This window comes from Streptomyces sp. NPDC002446 (assembly GCF_053595675.1).
Genome location: NZ_JBSFYC010000011.1, coordinates 45,209 through 63,674, shown reverse-complemented (window position 1 = coordinate 63,674; position 18,466 = coordinate 45,209). Strand labels below are relative to the sequence as shown.

At 67.6% G+C, this 18,466-nt stretch carries 20 protein-coding genes; 8 read left to right on the top strand and 12 right to left on the bottom strand.

All coding sequences use genetic code 11. The features are described 5' to 3' along the window. Positions 1 to 126: 126 nt before the first annotated feature. Together ACWD6P_RS09225 and ACWD6P_RS09220 are read right to left on the bottom strand one after the other, a co-directional pair. Positions 127 to 1,191: an IS481 family transposase gene (locus tag ACWD6P_RS09225; RefSeq protein ID WP_451443412.1), complete on the bottom strand. Its 1,065-nt coding sequence runs from the start codon at positions 1,189 to 1,191 to the stop codon at positions 127 to 129. A 91-nt stretch (positions 1,192 to 1,282) separates the two neighbouring features. After that, a complete protein-coding gene (locus ACWD6P_RS09220) occupies positions 1,283 to 1,648 on the bottom strand; it encodes a VOC family protein (RefSeq protein WP_055548848.1) in 366 nt (121 codons plus the stop codon). Between the two features lie 41 nt (positions 1,649 to 1,689). On the opposite strand from ACWD6P_RS09220, the gene ACWD6P_RS09215 reads away from it, so the two are divergent. Beyond that, positions 1,690 to 2,709 (top strand): helix-turn-helix transcriptional regulator, encoded by a 1,020-nt coding sequence (locus tag ACWD6P_RS09215; RefSeq protein ID WP_451443411.1) that lies wholly within the window; start codon positions 1,690 to 1,692, stop codon positions 2,707 to 2,709. A gap of 177 nt (positions 2,710 to 2,886) precedes the next feature. Here the strand turns inward: ACWD6P_RS09215 and ACWD6P_RS09210 are convergent, their stop codons facing one another. From ACWD6P_RS09210 to ACWD6P_RS09195, 4 genes are all read right to left on the bottom strand, one after another. Further along, positions 2,887 to 3,360, bottom strand: a complete 474-nt coding sequence (locus ACWD6P_RS09210; RefSeq protein WP_451443410.1) for an OsmC family protein — start codon at positions 3,358 to 3,360, stop codon at positions 2,887 to 2,889. A 122-nt stretch (positions 3,361 to 3,482) separates the two neighbouring features. Next, the gene (locus ACWD6P_RS09205; RefSeq protein WP_451443409.1) at positions 3,483 to 4,703 is read right to left on the bottom strand and encodes a glycosyltransferase; all 1,221 of its coding nucleotides are present in this window, start codon (positions 4,701 to 4,703) and stop codon (positions 3,483 to 3,485) included. 219 nt (positions 4,704 to 4,922) lie between these two features. Continuing rightward, a complete protein-coding gene (locus tag ACWD6P_RS09200) occupies positions 4,923 to 5,519 on the bottom strand; it encodes a dihydrofolate reductase family protein (RefSeq protein WP_451443408.1) in 597 nt (198 codons plus the stop codon). Positions 5,520 to 5,567: 48 nt separating this feature from the next. Beyond that, complete coding sequence (locus ACWD6P_RS09195; RefSeq protein WP_451443407.1) at positions 5,568 to 6,623, bottom strand: GNAT family N-acetyltransferase; 1,056 nt, start codon at positions 6,621 to 6,623, stop codon at positions 5,568 to 5,570. Positions 6,624 to 6,865: 242 nt separating this feature from the next. Here ACWD6P_RS09195 and ACWD6P_RS09190 point away from each other — a divergent pair, with 242 nt between their 5' ends. Beyond that, positions 6,866 to 7,423: a hypothetical protein gene (locus tag ACWD6P_RS09190; RefSeq protein WP_451443406.1), complete on the top strand. Its 558-nt coding sequence runs from the start codon at positions 6,866 to 6,868 to the stop codon at positions 7,421 to 7,423. A gap of 150 nt (positions 7,424 to 7,573) precedes the next feature. Here the strand turns inward: ACWD6P_RS09190 and ACWD6P_RS09185 are convergent, their stop codons facing one another. Beyond that, the gene (locus ACWD6P_RS09185) at positions 7,574 to 8,431 is read right to left on the bottom strand and encodes a 2OG-Fe dioxygenase family protein (protein WP_451443405.1); all 858 of its coding nucleotides are present in this window, start codon (positions 8,429 to 8,431) and stop codon (positions 7,574 to 7,576) included. A 215-nt stretch (positions 8,432 to 8,646) separates the two neighbouring features. On the opposite strand from ACWD6P_RS09185, the gene ACWD6P_RS09180 reads away from it, so the two are divergent. From ACWD6P_RS09180 to ACWD6P_RS09170, 3 genes are all read left to right on the top strand, one after another. Then, positions 8,647 to 10,689, top strand: coding sequence for an NACHT domain-containing protein (locus ACWD6P_RS09180; protein WP_451443404.1), 2,043 nt, complete (start codon positions 8,647 to 8,649; stop codon positions 10,687 to 10,689). 407 nt (positions 10,690 to 11,096) lie between these two features. Further along, positions 11,097 to 12,305, top strand: a complete 1,209-nt coding sequence (locus ACWD6P_RS09175) for a PP2C family protein-serine/threonine phosphatase (RefSeq protein WP_451443403.1) — start codon at positions 11,097 to 11,099, stop codon at positions 12,303 to 12,305. Positions 12,306 to 12,499: 194 nt separating this feature from the next. Next, entirely contained in the window at positions 12,500 to 12,667 is a 168-nt protein-coding gene (locus tag ACWD6P_RS09170; protein ID WP_451443402.1) for a hypothetical protein, read from the top strand. A 170-nt stretch (positions 12,668 to 12,837) separates the two neighbouring features. Here the strand turns inward: ACWD6P_RS09170 and ACWD6P_RS09165 are convergent, their stop codons facing one another. Further along, entirely contained in the window at positions 12,838 to 13,374 is a 537-nt protein-coding gene (locus ACWD6P_RS09165; protein ID WP_451443401.1) for a YcxB family protein, read from the bottom strand. Positions 13,375 to 13,561: 187 nt separating this feature from the next. On the opposite strand from ACWD6P_RS09165, the gene ACWD6P_RS09160 reads away from it, so the two are divergent. Then, entirely contained in the window at positions 13,562 to 13,756 is a 195-nt protein-coding gene (locus ACWD6P_RS09160; protein WP_451443400.1) for a hypothetical protein, read from the top strand. Positions 13,757 to 13,864: 108 nt separating this feature from the next. Here ACWD6P_RS09160 and ACWD6P_RS09155 read toward each other — a convergent pair whose 3' ends face one another. Beyond that, positions 13,865 to 14,314 carry a hypothetical protein gene (locus ACWD6P_RS09155; RefSeq protein ID WP_451443399.1) on the bottom strand — a complete coding sequence of 150 codons (450 nt, stop codon included), beginning with the start codon at positions 14,312 to 14,314 and terminating at the stop codon, positions 13,865 to 13,867. A 184-nt stretch (positions 14,315 to 14,498) separates the two neighbouring features. After that, complete coding sequence (locus ACWD6P_RS09150; RefSeq protein WP_451443398.1) at positions 14,499 to 15,020, bottom strand: DUF6924 domain-containing protein; 522 nt, start codon at positions 15,018 to 15,020, stop codon at positions 14,499 to 14,501. 317 nt (positions 15,021 to 15,337) lie between these two features. Here ACWD6P_RS09150 and ACWD6P_RS09145 point away from each other — a divergent pair, with 317 nt between their 5' ends. After that, on the top strand, positions 15,338 to 15,514 hold the full coding sequence (locus ACWD6P_RS09145; RefSeq protein ID WP_451443397.1) for a hypothetical protein: 177 nt from the start codon (positions 15,338 to 15,340) through the stop codon (positions 15,512 to 15,514). A 69-nt stretch (positions 15,515 to 15,583) separates the two neighbouring features. On the opposite strand, the gene ACWD6P_RS09140 is transcribed toward ACWD6P_RS09145, so the two are convergent. After that, positions 15,584 to 16,834, bottom strand: a complete 1,251-nt coding sequence (locus tag ACWD6P_RS09140) for a WD40 repeat domain-containing protein (protein ID WP_451443396.1) — start codon at positions 16,832 to 16,834, stop codon at positions 15,584 to 15,586. Positions 16,835 to 17,007: 173 nt separating this feature from the next. Continuing rightward, complete coding sequence (locus ACWD6P_RS09135; protein ID WP_451443395.1) at positions 17,008 to 17,205, bottom strand: DUF1918 domain-containing protein; 198 nt, start codon at positions 17,203 to 17,205, stop codon at positions 17,008 to 17,010. A 280-nt stretch (positions 17,206 to 17,485) separates the two neighbouring features. Here ACWD6P_RS09135 and ACWD6P_RS09130 point away from each other — a divergent pair, with 280 nt between their 5' ends. Then, entirely contained in the window at positions 17,486 to 17,965 is a 480-nt protein-coding gene (locus ACWD6P_RS09130) for a hypothetical protein (RefSeq protein WP_451443394.1), read from the top strand. The last annotated feature ends 501 nt before the right edge of the window (positions 17,966 to 18,466 follow it).

Below are 18,466 nucleotides of genomic sequence, written 5' to 3'. Positions count from 1 at the left end.
AGGCAGAGGAGGCCGCGGCCGAGGCAGAGGAGAGCGCAGCCGAGGCAGAGGAGACCGCAGCCGAGGCAGAGGAGACAGCCCGGCTGCGCGCGCAGATCGCTGCCGAGATGCCCGGGCTGGCCGCTATCACCGCCGTTCACCACGGAGCCATCTACGCCACGCTGCCTCGTCAGGCCCACCCGAGCGACGACCGCAGCGATGCCATCTGGTGTACTGGTCGGGGAGGTTGATCAACCGTGAGAACGGGGGCTGGTTGCCGCAAGCGCTGTGCGGACGGTGCTGGTTGTACTGGTGCAGCCACGGTGGCAGAGCGTCTCGGCGTTGTTGCTCGCTGGTGTAGCAGCGGGCGTAGGCCCAGCCGTCGGCCATGGTGCGGTGGAAGCGTTCGACCTTGCGGTTGGTCTGCGGACGGTAAGGGCGCGTGTACTTCGGTGTGATCGAGAGGGTGTCGCACGTGTCGCGCCACAGGTAGGACCGGTAGGCGCCGCCGTTGTCGGAGAGAATCCTCTCGATGGTGACGCCGCGCTCGGCGAACCACTCCACCGCGCGATGCAGCACGCCGACTGCGGTCACGGCCGTCTCGCCATCGTGGACCTCGGTGTAGGCGACGCGGGAGTGGTCGTCGATGACGGTGTGCACGAACGCGTATCCGAGCTTCGGGCCGCCGTAGGCGTTGCGTGACTTGCCCGGTGTCGCGACGCGGTGCTTCTCGCCTTGGCGGCGACCGACGTACCGCCAACCGCCTCCATCGGGGATGTTCCCGAGCTTCTTCACGTCCACGTGCACGAGCGATCCCGGGTGGTCGTGCTCGTACCGGCGGACGGGTTCACCTGTCGCTCGATCGACGTAGGCGAGTCGGTTCAGTCGGACCGATCGCAGGATTCGGTGCACTGTCGACGGGGCGATGTCGAGTCTCGCGGCGAGCTGGACCGGCCCTTCTCGCAGGCGCAGTCGCAGGCTGACGCACCGCTTCGTCACGGTCTTGGGTGTTTTGGTGGGTGATCTCCGGGGTCGTGAGGATCGGTCCTGCATGGACTCGTCTGCAAGGTAGCGATCGACCCAGCGCTTTACGGTTGGCCAGGACACCTGGAATCGGGCCGCGACTTCGCTGATCGGCCAGCCGTCGTCAACGACGAGTCGAGCGACTTTCAGACGGTGGCGCGGGGTGAGGACGGCGTTCGGATGTGACATGTTTGAGCTCCTGGACAGCCTGAAGGGCCGACCATCGTGTGCGGGCCGGCCCTTCGACAACTACTAGAAGTGTGGGCAGGGGGCGTGAAGATCAGTCCACCGGGGAGACCCGGATGAGGTTGCCGTCGGGGTCCGTGATGACGAACGTGCGACCGAAGACAGCGTCGTGTGGCTCCTCCGCGACATGGACTCCCTTCGAGACCCAGCTCGTGAAGATCTCGTCAATCGCGGTCGCTCCTCCTGGGACCATCAGTCCGACTTCGCTCGTTCGAGGGGTGCTCGGGACCGCATGCTCGCTGTAGCCCGTCCACAGCGCGAACAGGACGCCGGGGGCAACCTCGAAAGCTACGTAGTGGGGACTGATGAAGGTCGGTTCGATCTCGAACAGGTCGCTGTAGAAGGCAGTAGCGGTCTCGGCGTCGCGGACGCCGATCAGGAACAGGTTGGGTGCGGGCATAGTGCGCTCCTCAGATCGTTGAATTCTCGGTACTGCTCCAGTTGACCGCCGCATCGCGACAGAACCTGTCACCTTTTCCGCAAAGGCTGGTCAGTATGAAGGCTTCGAGGCTGTTGCATCTCTTGCTGCTCCTGCAGACCCGTCAGCGCATCACCACCACCGAGCTCGCCGGGCGTCTGGAAGTGTCTCGGCGGACCGTGCTGCGGGATGTCGAGGCGCTCTCGACAGCAGGTGTGCCTGTCTATGCCGAACGCGGGCGGAACGGCGGGATCGTCTTGCTCCCCAGTGCACGGCTCAACGCATCGCATCTGGAACCATCAGAGCTGGAGGCACTCTCCGTAGCCGGTTTGGACAGTGCGCAACTTGAGCGTATGGGCCTGTCTGCGGTGTGGGAGTCGGCCGCGCGCAAGATCGCCGCTCGGCAGGCTGCAGCACCTGGGTCGCCGAGCCTGCTGCAACTGGCGGACCTGGTGCTGGTAGACAGCACCGCGTGGTTTGCTGACTCAGAGGCAGCGGTCGACGTATCGGATCTGGCCTCGGCACTGCGACACCGCCGCCGGCTGCGAATCCAATACCGGCGCAGCGCCGAGAGTCAGGCCTCAACGCGGGTGGTCGACCCGTACGGGATCGTCGCGAAATCCGGTCGCTGGTATCTCATCGCCGATGACCAGGGGAACGGTCGGCTGTTCGCTCTGGAACGACTCTCGTCCTACGAACAACTCGACGCGCCAGCTGCTCTCCGACCAGGCGAAACCCTCCGCACCAGATGGGCCGCGTTGAAGGAACGCACCGAGGGGCAAGGTCGCGTGAGCGTGACCGTCCGCCTGCCAGAAAACGGACTCGACCTGGCGCGGCGCATCCTCGGCAACCGCATCCACGACGTCTCCGACGCGGAAAACGGCTGGTGCACCGTCGTCGTCCGCTACCCCGACATCGAGTCAGTGCGTCAGCTCCTCCAGTTCGGCGACCACATCGAGATACTCACCCCAGAGACAGCCCGCGAACGCATCAGTCAGCTCGCCAGAGACCTGGTTGAAAGACACTCAACCCCGGCCTCGTGACTGCCGAGCGGAACGCCCTGCTCTCAATCAACGTCTCCGGTCAGTACATCTAGGAATGCCACGCGACCTCATCGACGGATGCCGCGCCGCGAACGGACTCCACAACCCGACAGGTAGATCGGTGTGCTGACACGACGCTTGAGAGCTCAGTAGCTCAGTAGCTCAGCAGCTCGCCCCTTACTGAGCACGGATCAGTGGTTCATGGCGGATGGGGAAGTTCACTGAGCGAGCGATGAAGCACACCGAGTGGACTTCGTCGTGCAGTGCGCGAGCCTTGTCCGTCATCGAGGCATCGGCGACGGTCACCTCGGGACGAAGCACGACCTCGGTTATCTGGCCCCCGCCGCCGCTTGCGTCCATGGTCATGACCCCGTGAGCCCGGTCTTCGTAGTCGACGACGGTCACTCCGCCAACAGCACACAGGTGGAGGTACCAGAGCATGTGGCACTGAGCGACGGAGGCCACAAGCAGTTCCTCGGGGTTCCAGCGGGCCGGGTCGCCGCGAAAGGCCGGATCGGAGGAGGCAGCGATGGGGGTCTTCCCCGTCGCCAAGACTTCATGAGCACGGCTGAAGGAGCGGTAACTATCTGTTCCTGAGCCGAGGTTGCCGGTCCATTCGATCACTACGTCATAGGCGTGCGTCTCAGTCATGCGGCCAGGATAAGGAGGGGCGACCGACCCGACATCACGATGACAACTTCGGTAGCTGCCCGGGTGCGGCCTCGCTGGCAGGACGAGTCCGCGTGGTGCTCGCGGACTCGTCTCGCCCTTTCTCAGCTGCTGACGGCGTCGAGCAGCAGCTTCGCGGCCACCATCGCCCCGTCGGTGCGGACCGTGTCGGCCACGGCCTTCGCCCGGGCGCCGGTTTCGGGGGCCAGGGCCGTCTTGAGCGCGCCCGACAGAGACTCGACGGTCGGCACCGGACCGTCGTGGGCTACGCCGATGCCCAGCTCGGCCACCCGGCCGGCCCAGTACGGCTGGTCCGCCAACTGGGGCACCACCACCTGGGGAGCGCCGGCCCCAGCGGCCGTCGTCGTCGTACCCGCGCCACCGTGGTGCACGACGGCAGCCACCCGTCCGAACAACTGCTGGTGGTTGACCTCGCCGACGGCGAAGCAGTCGTTCCGGTCGTCGATGAGGCCCAGATCCGCCCAGCCACGCCCGACGAGTATCCGGCGGCCGTTCGCGCGAACCGCCTCGATGGCCACCCGGGCCGCATCCTCCCCTCCGCGCACGGCCATGCTGCCGAAGCCCACGTACACGGGCGGCGCGCCGGCATCCAGGAAGGCCACCAGCTCCGCTGGGAGCGGCCGCTCATCGGGCAGCACCCACGCGCCGGTCTGTACGACGTCGAGGTCCGGCGTCTCCAGCCACGGGTCCAGCACCGGGTCCGTCGCCAGCCACGGCCGGTCACCGAAGGCGTAGTCGCGGACGTTGTCCACCGGGGGCAGGCCGATCGACGCCCGGTTGGTGTTGAGCGCCTCACCGAACAGCGCATTGATGCTCTGGGCGTCCAGGTCCCACAGTGCCCGGTTGTCGGTCACCTCCGGCGGGAACGGCCGCCCCGGGTACGCCAGCGGCGGGCGCTGCGGCGAGGGCAGGGTCAGCTGCTGGAAGATCGCGGATACGTAGCCGATGCCCAGCTTCTCGGCCACCGACCGCGCACCGGCGATGGCCGGCATCGCGCCCGTCGCCACCAGCACGTCGCACCCCTCGGCCGCCGCGGGTATCACCTGGAACTGACTGGCAATCAATTCGGCCGCGCGCTGCGGCAGATTGGCCTTCGACGGCGGTGGCGCCGCAGTCGTCAGCGCGCGTGCCGACTGCCCGACGCCCACCATGGACACGCCGACCCCGGCCAGCCGCTCCGCGAAGTCCTCGTCCGGCGGCGCGCACACCCGCACCTCCGCGCCGAGTTCCCGCAACCGCACCGCGAGCCCCACCAGCGGTTCGACATCCCCACGCGACCCATACGTCGACAACAGCACACGCACTTCGTCAATCTCCTCTTTCCGTGTTCTTCTTGGCCAGGCCGACCATCCTGAGGTACGGCCGGGTTTTGCCTCACCCCGGTGCACTACGCGTTGCGCGCGGCAGGGAGCGAGTGGTCTTGCTTTAGCCATGGCGGCGCCTGCGTGGCCCTCTGGCCCTCTGGCCCTCTGAGCGCGCCCGCGCCCGGCCTCCACAAGCACCGCACCGCCCCGCCCGGAGCGTCAGCTGCTGACGCGCGTGTAGGTGAGGAACATCGCGCCGCTCTTGAGAACGGTGTGGTCTGCGAGTGTCCAGGTGCGCGGGTCGAAGACGGCCTTGCGGGAGAACAGCGGGATCCCGTCGCCGATGGTCAGCGGGCCGACCTTGAGAATCAGCGTGTCGATCTCGGCGTACAGGGAGCCCGCAAGCTCGGCGCCGCCGAGCAGCCAGATGCCCTTGCCCTCCTGCTGCTTGAGCTCGCGTACGGTCGCCACCGGGTCGTCGGCGACCAATTCGACGGCCGGGTCCGGGCTCTCGGTCAGGGTCCGGGAAAACACCAGGTGACGCAGGTGGGGGTAGGCGTCGCTGATGCCGGCCGCAAGACCGATCTCGTAGCTGCGCCGCCCCTCGAGCACGGTGTCGAAGTGCGTGCCCTCCGCCGTGACGGACAGTGCCTGCCGGGCCTGGACGGGCAGCGTCTCCGGGTACTCGGCCATGAGGTGCTGGATGTAGTCCTCCGGTATGGGCCAGAACCCGTTCGGACCGGTGGGGTCTCCGCCGTCAGGGCCGGCGATGTGGCCGTCGAGGGTGGCGGCGATGTAATACGTCAGCTTGCGCATGGACTGTCGATTCTGTGCGGAGGATGAGGTTGCGCGTCAGGTTGCGGGTCAGGCTGCGGGCACGGTGAGCTGGAATTGGCGTGTGCGCCGGTAGGAGCGGAAGCCCAGCGCGTGGTTGACCGCCAGCATATGGACGTTGTCGTCGGCGTTGTCCGTCTCGATCTCGACCACGCCCGGGTGTTCGGCGCGCAGTCGGCGCACCATGGCGGCTTTGACCCACAGCCCAAGGCCGTGCCCACGGTGCGCGGGCACGACCGCCGTGTCGTACTGCTGGGCGCGCGGCGGCGCGCCGTGGGGCAGGACTATCTCGGTGTATCCGGCCATGGTGCCGTCATCGTGGACGGCGGCGACGGTCAGCAGTGTGTCTCCGCGGTCAGCGATCACCGTGGCCATGGCGCGGACGCGGTCGGCGTCCCACGGCACGCTGCCGTAGTCCAGGTCTCCGAGGGGCATGTCGTTCATCGCGTTCTTGGCCGTGGCGAACGCGTCGGCGAGGCCGTCGGGAACCGTTCCGGTCCATCCGGTCAGCCGGTAGCCGGCGTTCTCGGCACCGTGCTCGGCACCGTCGGCCCGCAGAACGCAGGCCTCGTTCGCCTGGTCAAGGCGCAGGATCAGGTGATCCAGGGTCAGGGCCCGGCGGAAACTCCACCGCGTACAGAAGGCCTCACCCGGACTGTCGGCCGGAGCTTCGACGACCAGGCTGCGCCGGTTCTCGGTGCGGCAGGCTGCCACGGCAGCCGACAGCAGGCGGGAGCCGGTTCCCAGACGCCGGTGTGCGGGGTCGACGTGAAGTTCCAGTTCGGCCAGATGATCTCTGCCCGGCGAGGTGAACAGCCGCAGCCCCGCGACTCCGACCGGGACGCCGTCCGCCCCGGTGGCCAGCCAGATCAACCGGTGGCTGTCCAGAGCGGGCTTGGTGAGCTGGGCGTGGATCTGTCCGGGGGCGGGCGGCGGTACTCCGGGCAGGTCGTGGGCCATCGAGGCGACGACGACCTGATGCCACGCGACGGCCTCGGCGACCGAGACGTGATCGAGCGGGACGAGGTCGAGGTGGGAGTGGAGGTGGGGGTGGGAGTGGAGGTGGGGGCGGGGGTAGTCGGGCAAGGGAAGACTCCTGTGGTTGCGTTGAACGTACTTCCGGACGGTGCGCATGCAAGCCTCGCCTCCTTCTCATCGGCGGGCATCACGGCCGCGGACACAGAGGTGAGCGGGGGAGTGCGACTTCACGGCCCGGAACGTTTGAGGGCCGACCATTCCGCAGGCTGACGTGCGTTCCCCCTTGCGGGGGAGGGGAAGCCTGCCGTAGGCCGACGACCATTCACCGGAGATCGCGAAGACTTACGGGCATGACGACGATCACCCCCCGGCCCTGTGCGACGTTTCCACAAGGCACGGGCACGGAGCGTCCCGTCCCGAGATGGGCGGACCTCACCGCGCACGCGATCCCGCTTCTGCTGCTGCCACAGTGCCTATGGCGCCTGCCCTACGCCTTCGACTTCAACATGGGGCTGATCGATCCAAACGCACCGGAGTGGGTGTGGTGGGCCATCCCCTACGTGTTCGGACTCAGCATCGTCTCGGAGGCGTTGGCGCTGCTCTCCTTCGGCCTGGTGCGGGGCTGGGGCGAGGCGGCGCCCCGCTGGCTGCCGGTCATCGGAGGGAAGCGCATTCCGCCCTTCGCAGCCATCGTCCCCGCCGCGCTCGGCGGCCTCGGCGCGACTGCCTTCTGGGCGCCCACGCTGCTGCACTGGCTCCACGTCCCCGGCTTCGACGGACTCGGGTTCTCCAACATCTGGTGGGAGATCCTGGCGAAGGTCTGCATCTCCCCAGGCATGTTGTGGGGCCCCCTGGTCCTGGCCCTGACCTACGCCTACTACGTACGCCGCTGCCGACCCTCACACTGACCGAACATCGGCGCTCTCCTAAGGACTCCAGGACGGCACGATCTTCGACATCGGGGCGGCCGCCAGTCCGCCAGTCCGCCAGTCCGCCAGTCCGCCAGGGTGAGTGGACGCCCTGCTGAGACCAGCGGCCAGGGGCACAGCGCTACACGGCTACGGGATCCGGCCAGGAGAAATACGCCCCGTACACCGAGGCCCACATCCGGGTGGCCGCACCGCAGTTGGAGCAGATCGCCATCCGGAGCTGAACGTCACTACCAGCACGTCCCGCAGGCCGGGCCGGTGCGGGTCGGCCTGGACCAGCGGGGTGACTTCGTGCCGGACACGCTCGTCGTTGACGAGCACCAGATCCATCGGGTCTCCCAGTGTCACCTCGGCCTGGCGTTGATCGTCCAGGTCGTACAGGATCGTCGTTCCGCCGCTGACGTTCTCCCGCCGCACCAGGACCATCATCACGAAGCTGACCCCGTCACGGTGCCGGCCCTCCGGGGTCGGTGGGGCGCTCGCCGTGCCCTCCGCCGTGATGCGGAACTGGTGGACCTCGACATGCCAGTCGTCGTCGGGGGACAGCTGGCCGAACACCTCGGCTCCCAGCTCCAACAGGCTGTTCATCGTCTGGCTGTACAAGATCTCGTCGAGGACCGGAGCGAAGTAACGGGGGATTCCGCCGTTTAACCAGTTGTGCTGGAGATGCTGATGGTGGGGCTGGGGCGGATTGATATAGAACGTGTCACTGGAGGCGCATGCGCGCAGTGTTGAGAATCGGCGGCGCCGGTAACGGCCGCCATCGTTCATGAAGCCGTCGAGCGGCATTCGGGACCAGCTCTGCTGGAACGCGTCCCAGTCCGCGAGCGAGCGGGGATTCCGGGACAACAGCAGCGACTGCGCCCATTTGCCGGGCAGGATGCACGCGTTGTCCCGGTCGAGCTTCCGACACAGCTCACCGATGGCGGGAGCGGGTGGCGTGGGGATCGCCGTGCACGGGCTAAACGGATCGAGCCGAATGGCCATTGCGTCACACCTTTGGGGAATTGACGCTCTTAAGTGCGGGAGATACAAGTGTAGAAGTTGGCGCGGCGGCGTCGGAAGGCACTCATGCCTATCCGCTCCCCGGCACCGTACCTTCGGGGGGATCTTCGATATGCCGGACGCCTGGTAGGCCTGTCGTGGCGACGCGCAGGACGAGAGTGGTAGCTGCGATTGCGCTGGCTTGCGCCAGCGTCTGCTTGGGGCTTGCCACCGAGCTTGTTCCCGATCATCTGCCGGACTGGCTGGTGAAGAACTCCGCGCTCTCCTTGGCCACCTTCGGCATCACGTTTGTGCTGTGTGTCGGGGTCGTGGTGTGGCAGGAATGGATCCAGCCGAAGGATGATCCCGCACCCGATGCTCCGGTTCAGGAGCAGCACCGGAGACTGATGCTCCAGCGCCAGCGGGACTTTTGGATCGACGGGGTCCTGAACCAGTCGCTGGAGGTGGTGACGAGGCTTGAGCTGGGGCTGGAGGCCCGCTCGGACGCGGTCCAGCTCCCGTGGGACGTCGTGGTGTACGACGATCCGCACCGGCCGCGTGCACTTCCGCCGGGAACATCCGCCATCGATGTCTTCGACCAGTCCGGAGGCTCCCTGCTGATCCTTGGCATGCCCGGGTCCGGCAAGACGACGTTATTGCTTGAGATAGCCGAGGAGTTGCTTCAGCGGGCGCAGACTGATCGCGAACAGCCGATGCCCGTCGTCTTCAAACTCTCTTCCTGGGGGAAGTCCGAAAGTCCGCTGGACCAATGGCTTGAGGACGAGCTGCATAGCCGGTACACCGTTCCGCGAAAACTGGCCCGGCAGTGGCTTCACGACGAGATGATCCTGCCCCTTCTGGACGGTCTCGACGAGGTCAGAGCCGACCGCCGCGATGGCTGCGTCAAGGCGATCAATGAATTCCTCGGCGCGAACGGCCCACTGCAAATCGTCGTCTGCTCACGGGTCGCGGACTACGACGCCATCGGCTCGCGGCTCCGCCTGAACCGGGCGGTCCTGATTCGTGATCTGACGCAAAACCAGGTGCGCAACCACCTCGCCGGCGCCGGAGCCCAGCTCGCAGGGTTACACACGGCTATTGAGCATGACGACCAGCTGCTGTCACTGCTGTCCTCTCCGCTGCTGCTGAATGTGGCCTCCCTGGTCTATCGGGGCTTGTCCGCAGAGGAACTGCAGGCCGAAGGCCGGGTCGCGGACCGACGTTCACACCTGATCGACAGCTATATCCAGCACACGCTGCGCCGCAGGCCGACCGGCCGTACCTACGACGACGAACGCGTCGTCCGCTGGCTCGGTGAGCTCGCGCATCAGATGAGCCGGGACGACCAGACGGTGTTCCACGTGGAGTGGATGCAGCCTGGGTGGTTGTCGAATCCGCTGCTGAGGGTCATCACGGCATGCTTATCCCCTCTTCTCCTCGGGGTGGCGATGGCTCTGGCGAGCGGGTACGCGATCGACCACGCCAACGCCCTCGGCGCCAGGCTCTTCGGCTTGGGGAACGACGTCCATGTGGCGGGCATGTCGACGGGCTGGCTCACGGGTGCGGCGATCGGGGCGCTGGTCTGCGTCTTCGCGTTCGACAGTGCGATCCGTCCAGCCGAGACCATCTCCTGGTCGATGCACTCCCTGCGGCAGAAAGCCGGCCGGCAACTGCGCTCGGCCCTGCCCTGGGGCGTTGCGCTCTCGACCATCGTCGGGACCATCATGCATGTGTGGGGCCTGACCACCACCGTGGTCTTCGGGGCCTTCTTCATGGCCTTGCCGATCACCTTCTACGTGATGGTCGGTGGGGTGTCGCCGCAGCTTCGCGATGCCCGCATCAGTCCGAACGAAGGAATGCGCCGCTCCCTGATGAACGCCGTCGCCGTCGGTCTGCCCGGAGGAACGGCCGTCGGCATCCTGGCCGGAGTGGCGTTCGGGGCACGGATGACGTTGCTGTTCGGCGTGATCGACGGGCTGACGTGCGGCACTTCCGTGTTCGTTCTGACGGCGTTGCACACCGGAGGACGTGCCTGGCTGCACCACTACACCCTGCGGATGATGCTGGCGCTACGGGGCCGCATCCCGCTGAGGTGGGTGCGGTTCCTGCAGTACGCGAGCGACCGCATCCTGCTCCGCCGGGTCGGCGGCGGCTATATGTTCGTTCACGGCCTGTTCCTCGACCACTTCGCGGCCCTGCACGCCCGTACCGTGAACGGCTCGGCACCCGCCGGACCGTCGGCCGGGCCGCCATCGCCCTGACCTGGCCGAACATGCCTGGGTACCCCTAGATACCCCTAGATATCGGCTACGCAGTTGCGGACTTCTGCGGTCGGCGCACACTGGAAAAACGAGGCCACGCGAGGGGGCCCGATGCGCGCTGGCGATACGCACTGGCGAGGCGCTGGCTCCAGGCAGGATGCGCGCTGGCGATGCGCTGGCTCCAGGCAGAGTGGGCAGAAGCGGAAAGCGGCGTAGCGGCGTAGCGGCGTAGCGGTGTAGCGGTTAACGCTCGCCGCGCCGCGCGCCGCCAGTGTCATTGGCCCTCCAGGTCGTCGACGCGGCGTGGCCTGGCTCAGCGGGCGCCGCTGAGGTGAGAGGCGCTGTGCTCGGGCTGAGGTGAGGGGCGCCGTGATCGGTGTGAGACTGGGTGCGGAAGGGGTGATCCCGTGCCGGACCCATCGCAGGCGCCCGGCGATTCCGGCGCCGCCATCGACGAGCGTCTGCTGGAAGAGCTGATCACCGAGGCGCAGGTCGTCCTCCCGGTGGATTTGTCCGCACTGGCGAACCGGTGCGCCTCGGCCCTCGGCCTGGACACAGCGCTGATCTACCTCGTCGACCTGCAGCAATGGATACTCGTCCCGCTCGACGAGTCCCTGGAAACGCTGCCGGTGGACGCCTCGCAGGCCGGCTGGGCGTACCGCACGGTCTCCCCGCGGGTGACGGACAACGGCAACGGCCTGGTCGTGTGGGTGCCGCTGGTCGACGGCGCGGAGCGGCTGGGGGTGCTGGCGGTGCGGACCGCCACACTGGACGGGCCGCGGATGCGCCGCAGCCGGATGCTGGCCGATCTGCTCGCGATGGTCGTCACCTCCAAGCGCACCTACAGCGACTGGATCGTCGCTCGCACCCGCACCGCGACCATGCAGCTGCCCGCCGAGATGCTGCGGGCTTTCCTGCCGCCCCGCACCATCGGCAGCAAGCAGTGCGTCTCGACCGCGGTGCTGGAGCCGGCGTACGACGTCGGCGGCGACGCCTTCGACCACGCGGTGGTCAAGAACGTGCTGCACACCATGATCCTCGACGCCATGGGCCACGATCTGGCCTCCGGCCTGACCACCTCGGTGGCCATGGCCGGCGCGCGGAACGCCCGCCGCAGCGGCGCCGACCTGCCCGACCTCGTCGGCAACGTCGACCGCGCGTTCGCCCAGTGGCTGCCCGACCACTTCTGCACTGGTGTGGTGTGCCGGCTCGACGCCAACACGGGGGAGTTGCGCTGGATCAACTGCGGTCACCCGCCACCGCTGCTGATCCGTGCCGAGCGGGTCCTCGACGGGGCGCTGGACAGCCCCCCGCAGCCGCCGATCGGCCTGCACCTGGAACTCGGCGAAGCCGTCCGGCAGGTCCACGAGACCACACTCGAACCGGGCGACCGCGTCCTGCTCTACACCGACGGTGTGGTCGACGCGCGCGACGCGGACGGCGTTGAGTTCGGCCTCGACCGGTTCACGGACTTCATCATCCGCGCCTCCGCCGTCGGCCAGCGCCCGGCCGAGGTGCTGCGGCTGCTCATCCACGCCATCCTCGACTACCAGCGCAACGACCTGCGGGACGACGCCACCATCCTGCTCTTCGAATGGCACCCGCAGGACCTGTGAAGGGTATGGCGCTCCGCGCCGTCCTGACGGCCGTCGGCCCCGTGATGCACTCCCAGCCGGTCTCGGCCAGCGCCAGGCAGTGCTCCTCCCGGTGCAACTTCATGCCCTGGCCCTGATACGACGCGGAGGCAACTGGCGCACCTGAGTACCTCTACGGATGGCCTGCCACCATCGCGATCAGCACCATGGACTCTGTGACTGAACACCAGGGTGAGCCTCAGGCTCCCATGCGACCCGCCCGCGACCATCGGGCCGCAGAGAACGCGATGAAAGCCGTCCTCATCGTGGCGGCTGCAGCGGGGGCGATTCTGCTGCTCTCCATGGCCCCCTTCTTCATCAGCCTGTTTGCCGTGGCCCGTTGACCGTGGCATCTCCCCTTGTGCGCCCGGCGTCCCTGCAGCGGCAACATCCGAGACCGGCACCGGCACCGGCTCCTGCCGCGTCGCCACCAACCGCCCTCGCACCGGACAACAGCCGGTCAGCTGAACTGAGCCGGATCAGCACTCAATTGAACGCTGTCTGACTCAGGTCACTAGCGGCCTTGTGTCCTGCGGCTCGTGGAGCGGCGGACCCGGTTCTCCAGCAGGGCGCCCATCAGCTCGGTCTCGCCGGGCCCGGTGAGCAGCCGCTTGGGCACGATCAGCAGGCTGGTCTTCAAGCCGAGGCGGCCGGTCACGACGTAGACCCGCTCCGTCTCATAGGAGCGGTACATGGTGCGCCACGGCAGCCGTATGAGCTCCTCGGAGCCGCGGGAGACGACGAAGCCGGCATCGTCGACGACGGCCTGTTTCTCCCCAGTGGCCTGGTCCTTGCGGAACATGCGGCCGGCGAGCAGCGGCGGCAGGAACAGGCCGAGCACACCGTAGACCAGAGCGAGCATCAGCAGGCCGGAGTTGACCGGGCCGCCGTGAGCGAAGGGCCTCAGGCTCAGCGCCGCCATCAGGACCGCAGCCACGACGATGAGCCACCGCAGGCGCCGGAACCATCCGATCGCTGCGACGGCCTCGTCGAACTCCTCCCGCGTCAGGATTCCGCTGAAGGCGATGGTTGTCTGTCGTATGTCGGCCACGGGCGCGGAGCCTACAGGTCCGGGCCCGGCCCGCCAGGACCTGATCGGGAAGACAGGTCCCGGTGACGTGAGTCAGAGATTCGGTGGCAAGAGCGTTTCGTCCTGGCGGGGTGTTTGAGGAGTGGGCGGTCGGCTGGCACTGGGGCTGCGTCGAGCTGGCATAGGGCGGCTCTGCCAAGATGACTCAATGTTCGATTTCGGCATCGGTGGCTACGAGCCGGTGTGGCTGCACGGCCGTAGTGGCGAGGATCCGGTCCAGGCGAGTGTTGACGTGAGTTTCGTCTTCGAGGCGAGCCGGGCAACCGTTTTCAACGCCCTCGATGAGAACGGGCTGAGCGTCGGTTCTCCTGGTCCGCGTCAGCGGACCCATGCGCTCGACTGACGCACTCGGAGGTCAGGCATACCGCCAGTTCGTGGTGGTTCCGCGGGTGAGGCGTCGGTTTATGAGGTCGACGCATTGCGCGCATCGCGGCGGTCCGAGCCGACGACCTTACACACTGATCCAGCAGTACAACCGGTGGCCGCGAACGAGTGCCCTCTCTGCAAGAGCAGCGAGATCCGCCAAGAAGCCCGTGAGCCCACTCAGATCCGACTGAGCGCTGAAAACGCTCGACGTAGACCAACCACGGGCCACTTCGCCCAGCTGCTTCCGGTCGAAACGGCCGAGGGAGTCACGAAAGGAATCAGTAAGCGACAGCGTGACGACTTCTCCGTCACCCGTCATCCCGATCACATGCCCGTGTCGCGGATCCGCCTCGACGGCATCGGCAGTTCGCCCGGTAACCAGCACCTCGGCCGGAAGCAGCTCGACCACCGGATCGACGCCTTTCACGACGAACGAGTCATACCCCGTCCCCATCAGCTGGCCGTCCTCGCGGACCACAGCCCGAACGGCGTCTTCGTCATCCGCAGCGGCGTAGTAGCCGAAGAGAGCTCCCATACGACCGATCATGACACTCAGCCAATGGCCGGACGCAACGACCGTTCACCACGCAGCGTCACCGATCACAAAATGTGTGCCAGAACCCGAGACATGACGTCATCGCGTGTGGGGATGGCCCGCCACCTGGAGGGCGGCGGGCCATCGAGGGGGACCGTCTCCATGTGGCCGGGCTCGCACCCCGTCAGTCGTCGTCCTCGTCCTCTTGATCCATCTGGCGGAACTCCTCGTACACGGCCGTCCCTGGCCCCGCCACATGCACGTCGAGGTCCGACCAGTCGGAGTCGTGGAATTCGCGGAAGAACAAGTTGGCGATGCTGTCGTTGACTTCGACGCCGGCCACGTGCAGGGCCGGAACGCGGAACGGCTCCTCACGCGGCCAGGGCTCATCGCCCGCGTCGTCCACATGGATGTCGATGCCGAGCAGCGGCAGATCGTCGGAGGCGAAGGTCTCCGCGTCGGCCAGATAGACGTGGTCGTACGGCAGGTCGTGGCCGGTGTCGGGGGCGGCGGCGAGCACCGTCTCGGGCAGCAGGCCCCGGTACTTCTCCTTGTCGATCGGGGTGACATACGAGATGGCCCGGTCGTAGTCGCAGACGTCCTGCGAGCCCTCCTCGAAGGTGACGGGCATCTCCAGGGCCTGCAGCAGGCGAGCCCAGCCGGCGAGGTCGGTGAAGTCGGTGCGGAGAACGGGAGCGGCGTCCATGTGGGGCAGGCGTATCGGTCGTCGATCGTGATTCACGCCGTGGACCGTAGTGCCGGGCACTGACAGGGCGAGGACGCGAGGACGCGAGGACGCGAGGACGCGAGGACGCGAGGACGAGTGGGCATGTGCGGTTTGCCCGCCATGCCCGTCCGCATCCCCTGTCCGATAGCCCCGAGTGCCAGGTCGCCTCGCCCAGCCCGCAAACCCTGACACGCGCTCCGGCCCTCAATAGGTTTCAGGTGGCGCCTTTTTACGACAACCCGGACCGGTCCTGACCTACGCCCACAAGCCCGCCTCCCGAGCCGAGAGGACCCGCCATGACCGACCCGTCCAGCGAGCAGCCCACCCCGCCCCACACCCGCGCAGGCCAGGGCACCGGCCGTCGTCCGGTGGCTGCTCAGCCCTGGTGGCAGGAGTTCGTCCGCGGCGCGACGTACACGGCCGGCGGTGGCATCGTCACCCTTCTCGTCCAGTGGCTCCAGCACCTTCTGTGAGCCGCTTGGGACCGGTCACCGGTATGCCGGGAACGGGCAAGAGCTGCCTCGCCTACGCCATCGTCCATGTCACGCGTGGTCGGTTGTCCAGGTGCCGCTGCCCGCCCGGAGTACGACGATGCTGCCGCTGTCGCCCCCGCACGCGAGGAGGCTCCCGGTGTCCGAGAACACCACGCGGTGGGTGCGCCCGGTTCCCGTGAAGGGCGGCTGGACGGGGGCCTCGGCGCCGGTGGCGGCGTCGCGCAGGCAGACCCTGCTGCGGTCGCCGACCGCGAGCCGGGAGCCGTCGGGGGAGAGGGCCCATCCGTAACACGTCCCCCACCGGTCCGTTCGATGGGGATCCGGTACGGCCCATTCGAGCTTGCCCGTATCCAGCGCCATCGAGCAGGGGCCTTCGGCGTAGCCTCCGTTCGCGATCAGATACCGCTCCGTCGGATCGAAGCCGAGCGAGTCCACGCCGCAGCCGGCCGCACCGCGGTCGAACGGGAACGGGAAACGGTGGCGGTGCACCTGCCGGCCGGAGTCGACGTCCCAGACCTCGATGTCGTCGGCGGGCACGCCGAAGGCGAGGGCCAGCAGGCGCCCGGACGGGGACAGGACGCCGGCCCGGCATTGGGGGCGCCCTGCAACGTCGAGGTCCAGCAGGGGTTCCCCGGCGTCGGCATCGAGCACGCGGACCCGGTTCCCGGCATCGAAGACCAGCAGCCGGTGCCGGGCCCGGTCCCACGAGGGCTGCGCGCAGAACGGATTGAAGTCCGCGCTCTGATGCTCCTCGTAGGAGGCGAGGGTGCGCGACGTCCCCGTGTCGAGGTCCAGGCGCCGGGTGTGCCCATTGAGGGCGTAGACCACGCCCCGTCCGCCGGCGTCGAAGCGGACGGTGTGGAGAAACGTCTGCCGTGCGCCGGGCGGTTCCGCGTGGACCAACTGCCGGATTCCGGTCCTGACGTCGATCAGGTGGATCTCGGCGCCGTAGGCATCCTTGAGCGTGGTGCCGACCACGACGGTGTGCCCCTCAGGGTGCAGGTCAAGAGCCCCGGACGAGCAGCGGTTCGGCGCGGCGCAGACCAGGACCGGTTCGCCGAAGGCCGCCTCGGCCGGGTCGCGGAGCAGCACGAACCCGTCGTGCATCCGCTTCCTGACCTCCTTTGCCAAGGCGTCCCGGGCCTCCTCCGGCGAGCCGAAGTCCTTGCCGCTCCGCCGCGGAGTGCCGGCCGCCCCGGTTATGCTCTCCCGCCGCAGCCATCCGCCGTCCACCCACAGCCGCGCCTTCTTGGGCTTCGGGAAGCCCGGGTGCACCAGGGTGATCTCGTCCTTGTCCATGGCGGGGGACGGTAGTGCATCGCGGCTTACCGTTCCCTGGCGGCTGAGCTGTTGCCCGCTGCCGGGGGAGTCTTCGGCCCAGCGGAAGTGGTTGCCCGCCGCTCTCTCTCCCCCCCCGCACGAGAACTACGACGTCAGTAGTCCTGCGTAGTCCTCCGTGGTCCTCCGTAGTCTCAGTAGTCCTCCGGTACGCGCTGCTCGATGAGGCAGTCGGGCCCCGGGAAGATCAGTGCCTCGTGTCCGTCGTCGAACCTGACTCGGTACGGCGGCTCGCCCTGAGAACCGCGCACCTCGATGATCTCGCCAACGTGCTCCTTCATCCCCACGAGTCTTCCCTTGATCCGGACCCGATCTCCGATCGCCGCATGCATGTGATCCCTCAACCGCCTTTCACCGCTGTCAGGCTCAAGCCAGAGCGGCCAGAGCGGCGGAGCCTTACCCGTAGGCCGCCGCTGATATCCCCCTCAGCTGGATATTTACGACGGTTGGCGCTGTCCGGACCCCGCCCCGAATGCCCAAGGACCGCGGCAATGGCTGGTGCCCCGGTACGAGGTGTCCGTCGCCCGGGCAGTCGGCCATTTGATGCCCTGCGGGACGCTGGTCGGATGTTCCACGTGCTAGTGGAGAAGGCCGTGCGGCCGGTGGCGGTGAGTGTTCAGTTCTGTGTCGTCTCCACTTTGCCGCCGCCGTTTTCTTCCGGATTTTCGAGTCTTTCTTTCCTGCTCGCGCGGGGTCGACCTTCCCGGTGTTCGCATCGACGTAGACGGGATCGAGTACCACGTTCTTGTCGTCGGTCTCAAAGCCGGTCAGCCATTGAGCCCGCCACCTGCCCGCGCGCTGGACGGCCAGCAGTTCGCTGTCGGCGATGCGCACTTTGTGACCCTTGGGCTGTTGCAGGGCCTTGAGAGCTGTGCGCTGGGCCGTCTTCTTGTCGATGGTCAGCGCGGGCAGGTCGTGTGGGTCTTCCTCAGTACGGACAAGGAGCTGGGAGACTCGGCCGGCTGTGTTGATCTGAACGTCCAGGCGCATGGGCATCAGGGCGCCGTCACCGTTGCGCCGCCGCCAGCTCACGATCCATCCGAGCTCGGCTCGGTCCCCTACGGGGTGGACACGCGGCTCGGATCCACGTAGCTCACGTAGCTCACGTGGGTAGTGCTCTTGGGCGTAGCGGCGTGCGAGGGGGAGCGCGTCCTTCTCGCTGACGGGCTTTTGGGTGATGCCTGGGATGGGGTAGCTGGACGAGGTGGTCTTGCTGGAGCTTTCGAGGCTGACGTGGAGTTGTGAGGCGTCGGGCCAGGTGAGTTCGGCGAAGCCGTCGTCGAGGGCGATGAGCAGGGTGTCGGGGCTGTCGTCGACGCCTGCTTGCAGCTGTACGTTGCTGATCTTGTAGCGGTCGCCGAAGGCTTGGCGTATCGCTCGGTGGGCCGCGGCCTGTTCCTTGTCTCCGGTGAATTGGAGGCTGGTGGCGTCGACGGCGACGGGAGTGATCCAGGTGGCTACGACTCCGCCTGCGGCGACGAGGACGATTGCCGAGGTGACGGCGGTGGCTCGGGCGTGACGGCGGGGCGGGGCGACGGGACGTTCGGTTCGCCTCTGGCTTCGCTCGTGACCTGCCGGACTGTCCTCAGGGCA

Coding starts and splice junctions, on each gene's coding strand:
- ACWD6P_RS09225 (WP_451443412.1), bottom strand. CDS start 1,191: ATGTCACATCCGAACGCCGTCCTCACCCCGCGCCACCGTCTGAAAGTC.
- ACWD6P_RS09220 (WP_055548848.1), bottom strand. CDS start 1,648: ATGCCCGCACCCAACCTGTTCCTGATCGGCGTCCGCGACGCCGAGACC.
- ACWD6P_RS09210 (WP_451443410.1), bottom strand. CDS start 3,360: ATGACTGAGACGCACGCCTATGACGTAGTGATCGAATGGACCGGCAAC.
- ACWD6P_RS09200 (WP_451443408.1), bottom strand. CDS start 5,519: ATGCGCAAGCTGACGTATTACATCGCCGCCACCCTCGACGGCCACATC.
- ACWD6P_RS09190 (WP_451443406.1), top strand. CDS start 6,866: ATGACGACGATCACCCCCCGGCCCTGTGCGACGTTTCCACAAGGCACG.
- ACWD6P_RS09185 (WP_451443405.1), bottom strand. CDS start 8,431: ATGGCCATTCGGCTCGATCCGTTTAGCCCGTGCACGGCGATCCCCACG.
- ACWD6P_RS09160 (WP_451443400.1), top strand. CDS start 13,562: ATGTTCGATTTCGGCATCGGTGGCTACGAGCCGGTGTGGCTGCACGGC.
- ACWD6P_RS09155 (WP_451443399.1), bottom strand. CDS start 14,314: ATGGGAGCTCTCTTCGGCTACTACGCCGCTGCGGATGACGAAGACGCC.
- ACWD6P_RS09150 (WP_451443398.1), bottom strand. CDS start 15,020: ATGGACGCCGCTCCCGTTCTCCGCACCGACTTCACCGACCTCGCCGGC.
- ACWD6P_RS09145 (WP_451443397.1), top strand. CDS start 15,338: ATGACCGACCCGTCCAGCGAGCAGCCCACCCCGCCCCACACCCGCGCA.
- ACWD6P_RS09140 (WP_451443396.1), bottom strand. CDS start 16,834: ATGGACAAGGACGAGATCACCCTGGTGCACCCGGGCTTCCCGAAGCCC.
- ACWD6P_RS09135 (WP_451443395.1), bottom strand. CDS start 17,205: ATGCATGCGGCGATCGGAGATCGGGTCCGGATCAAGGGAAGACTCGTG.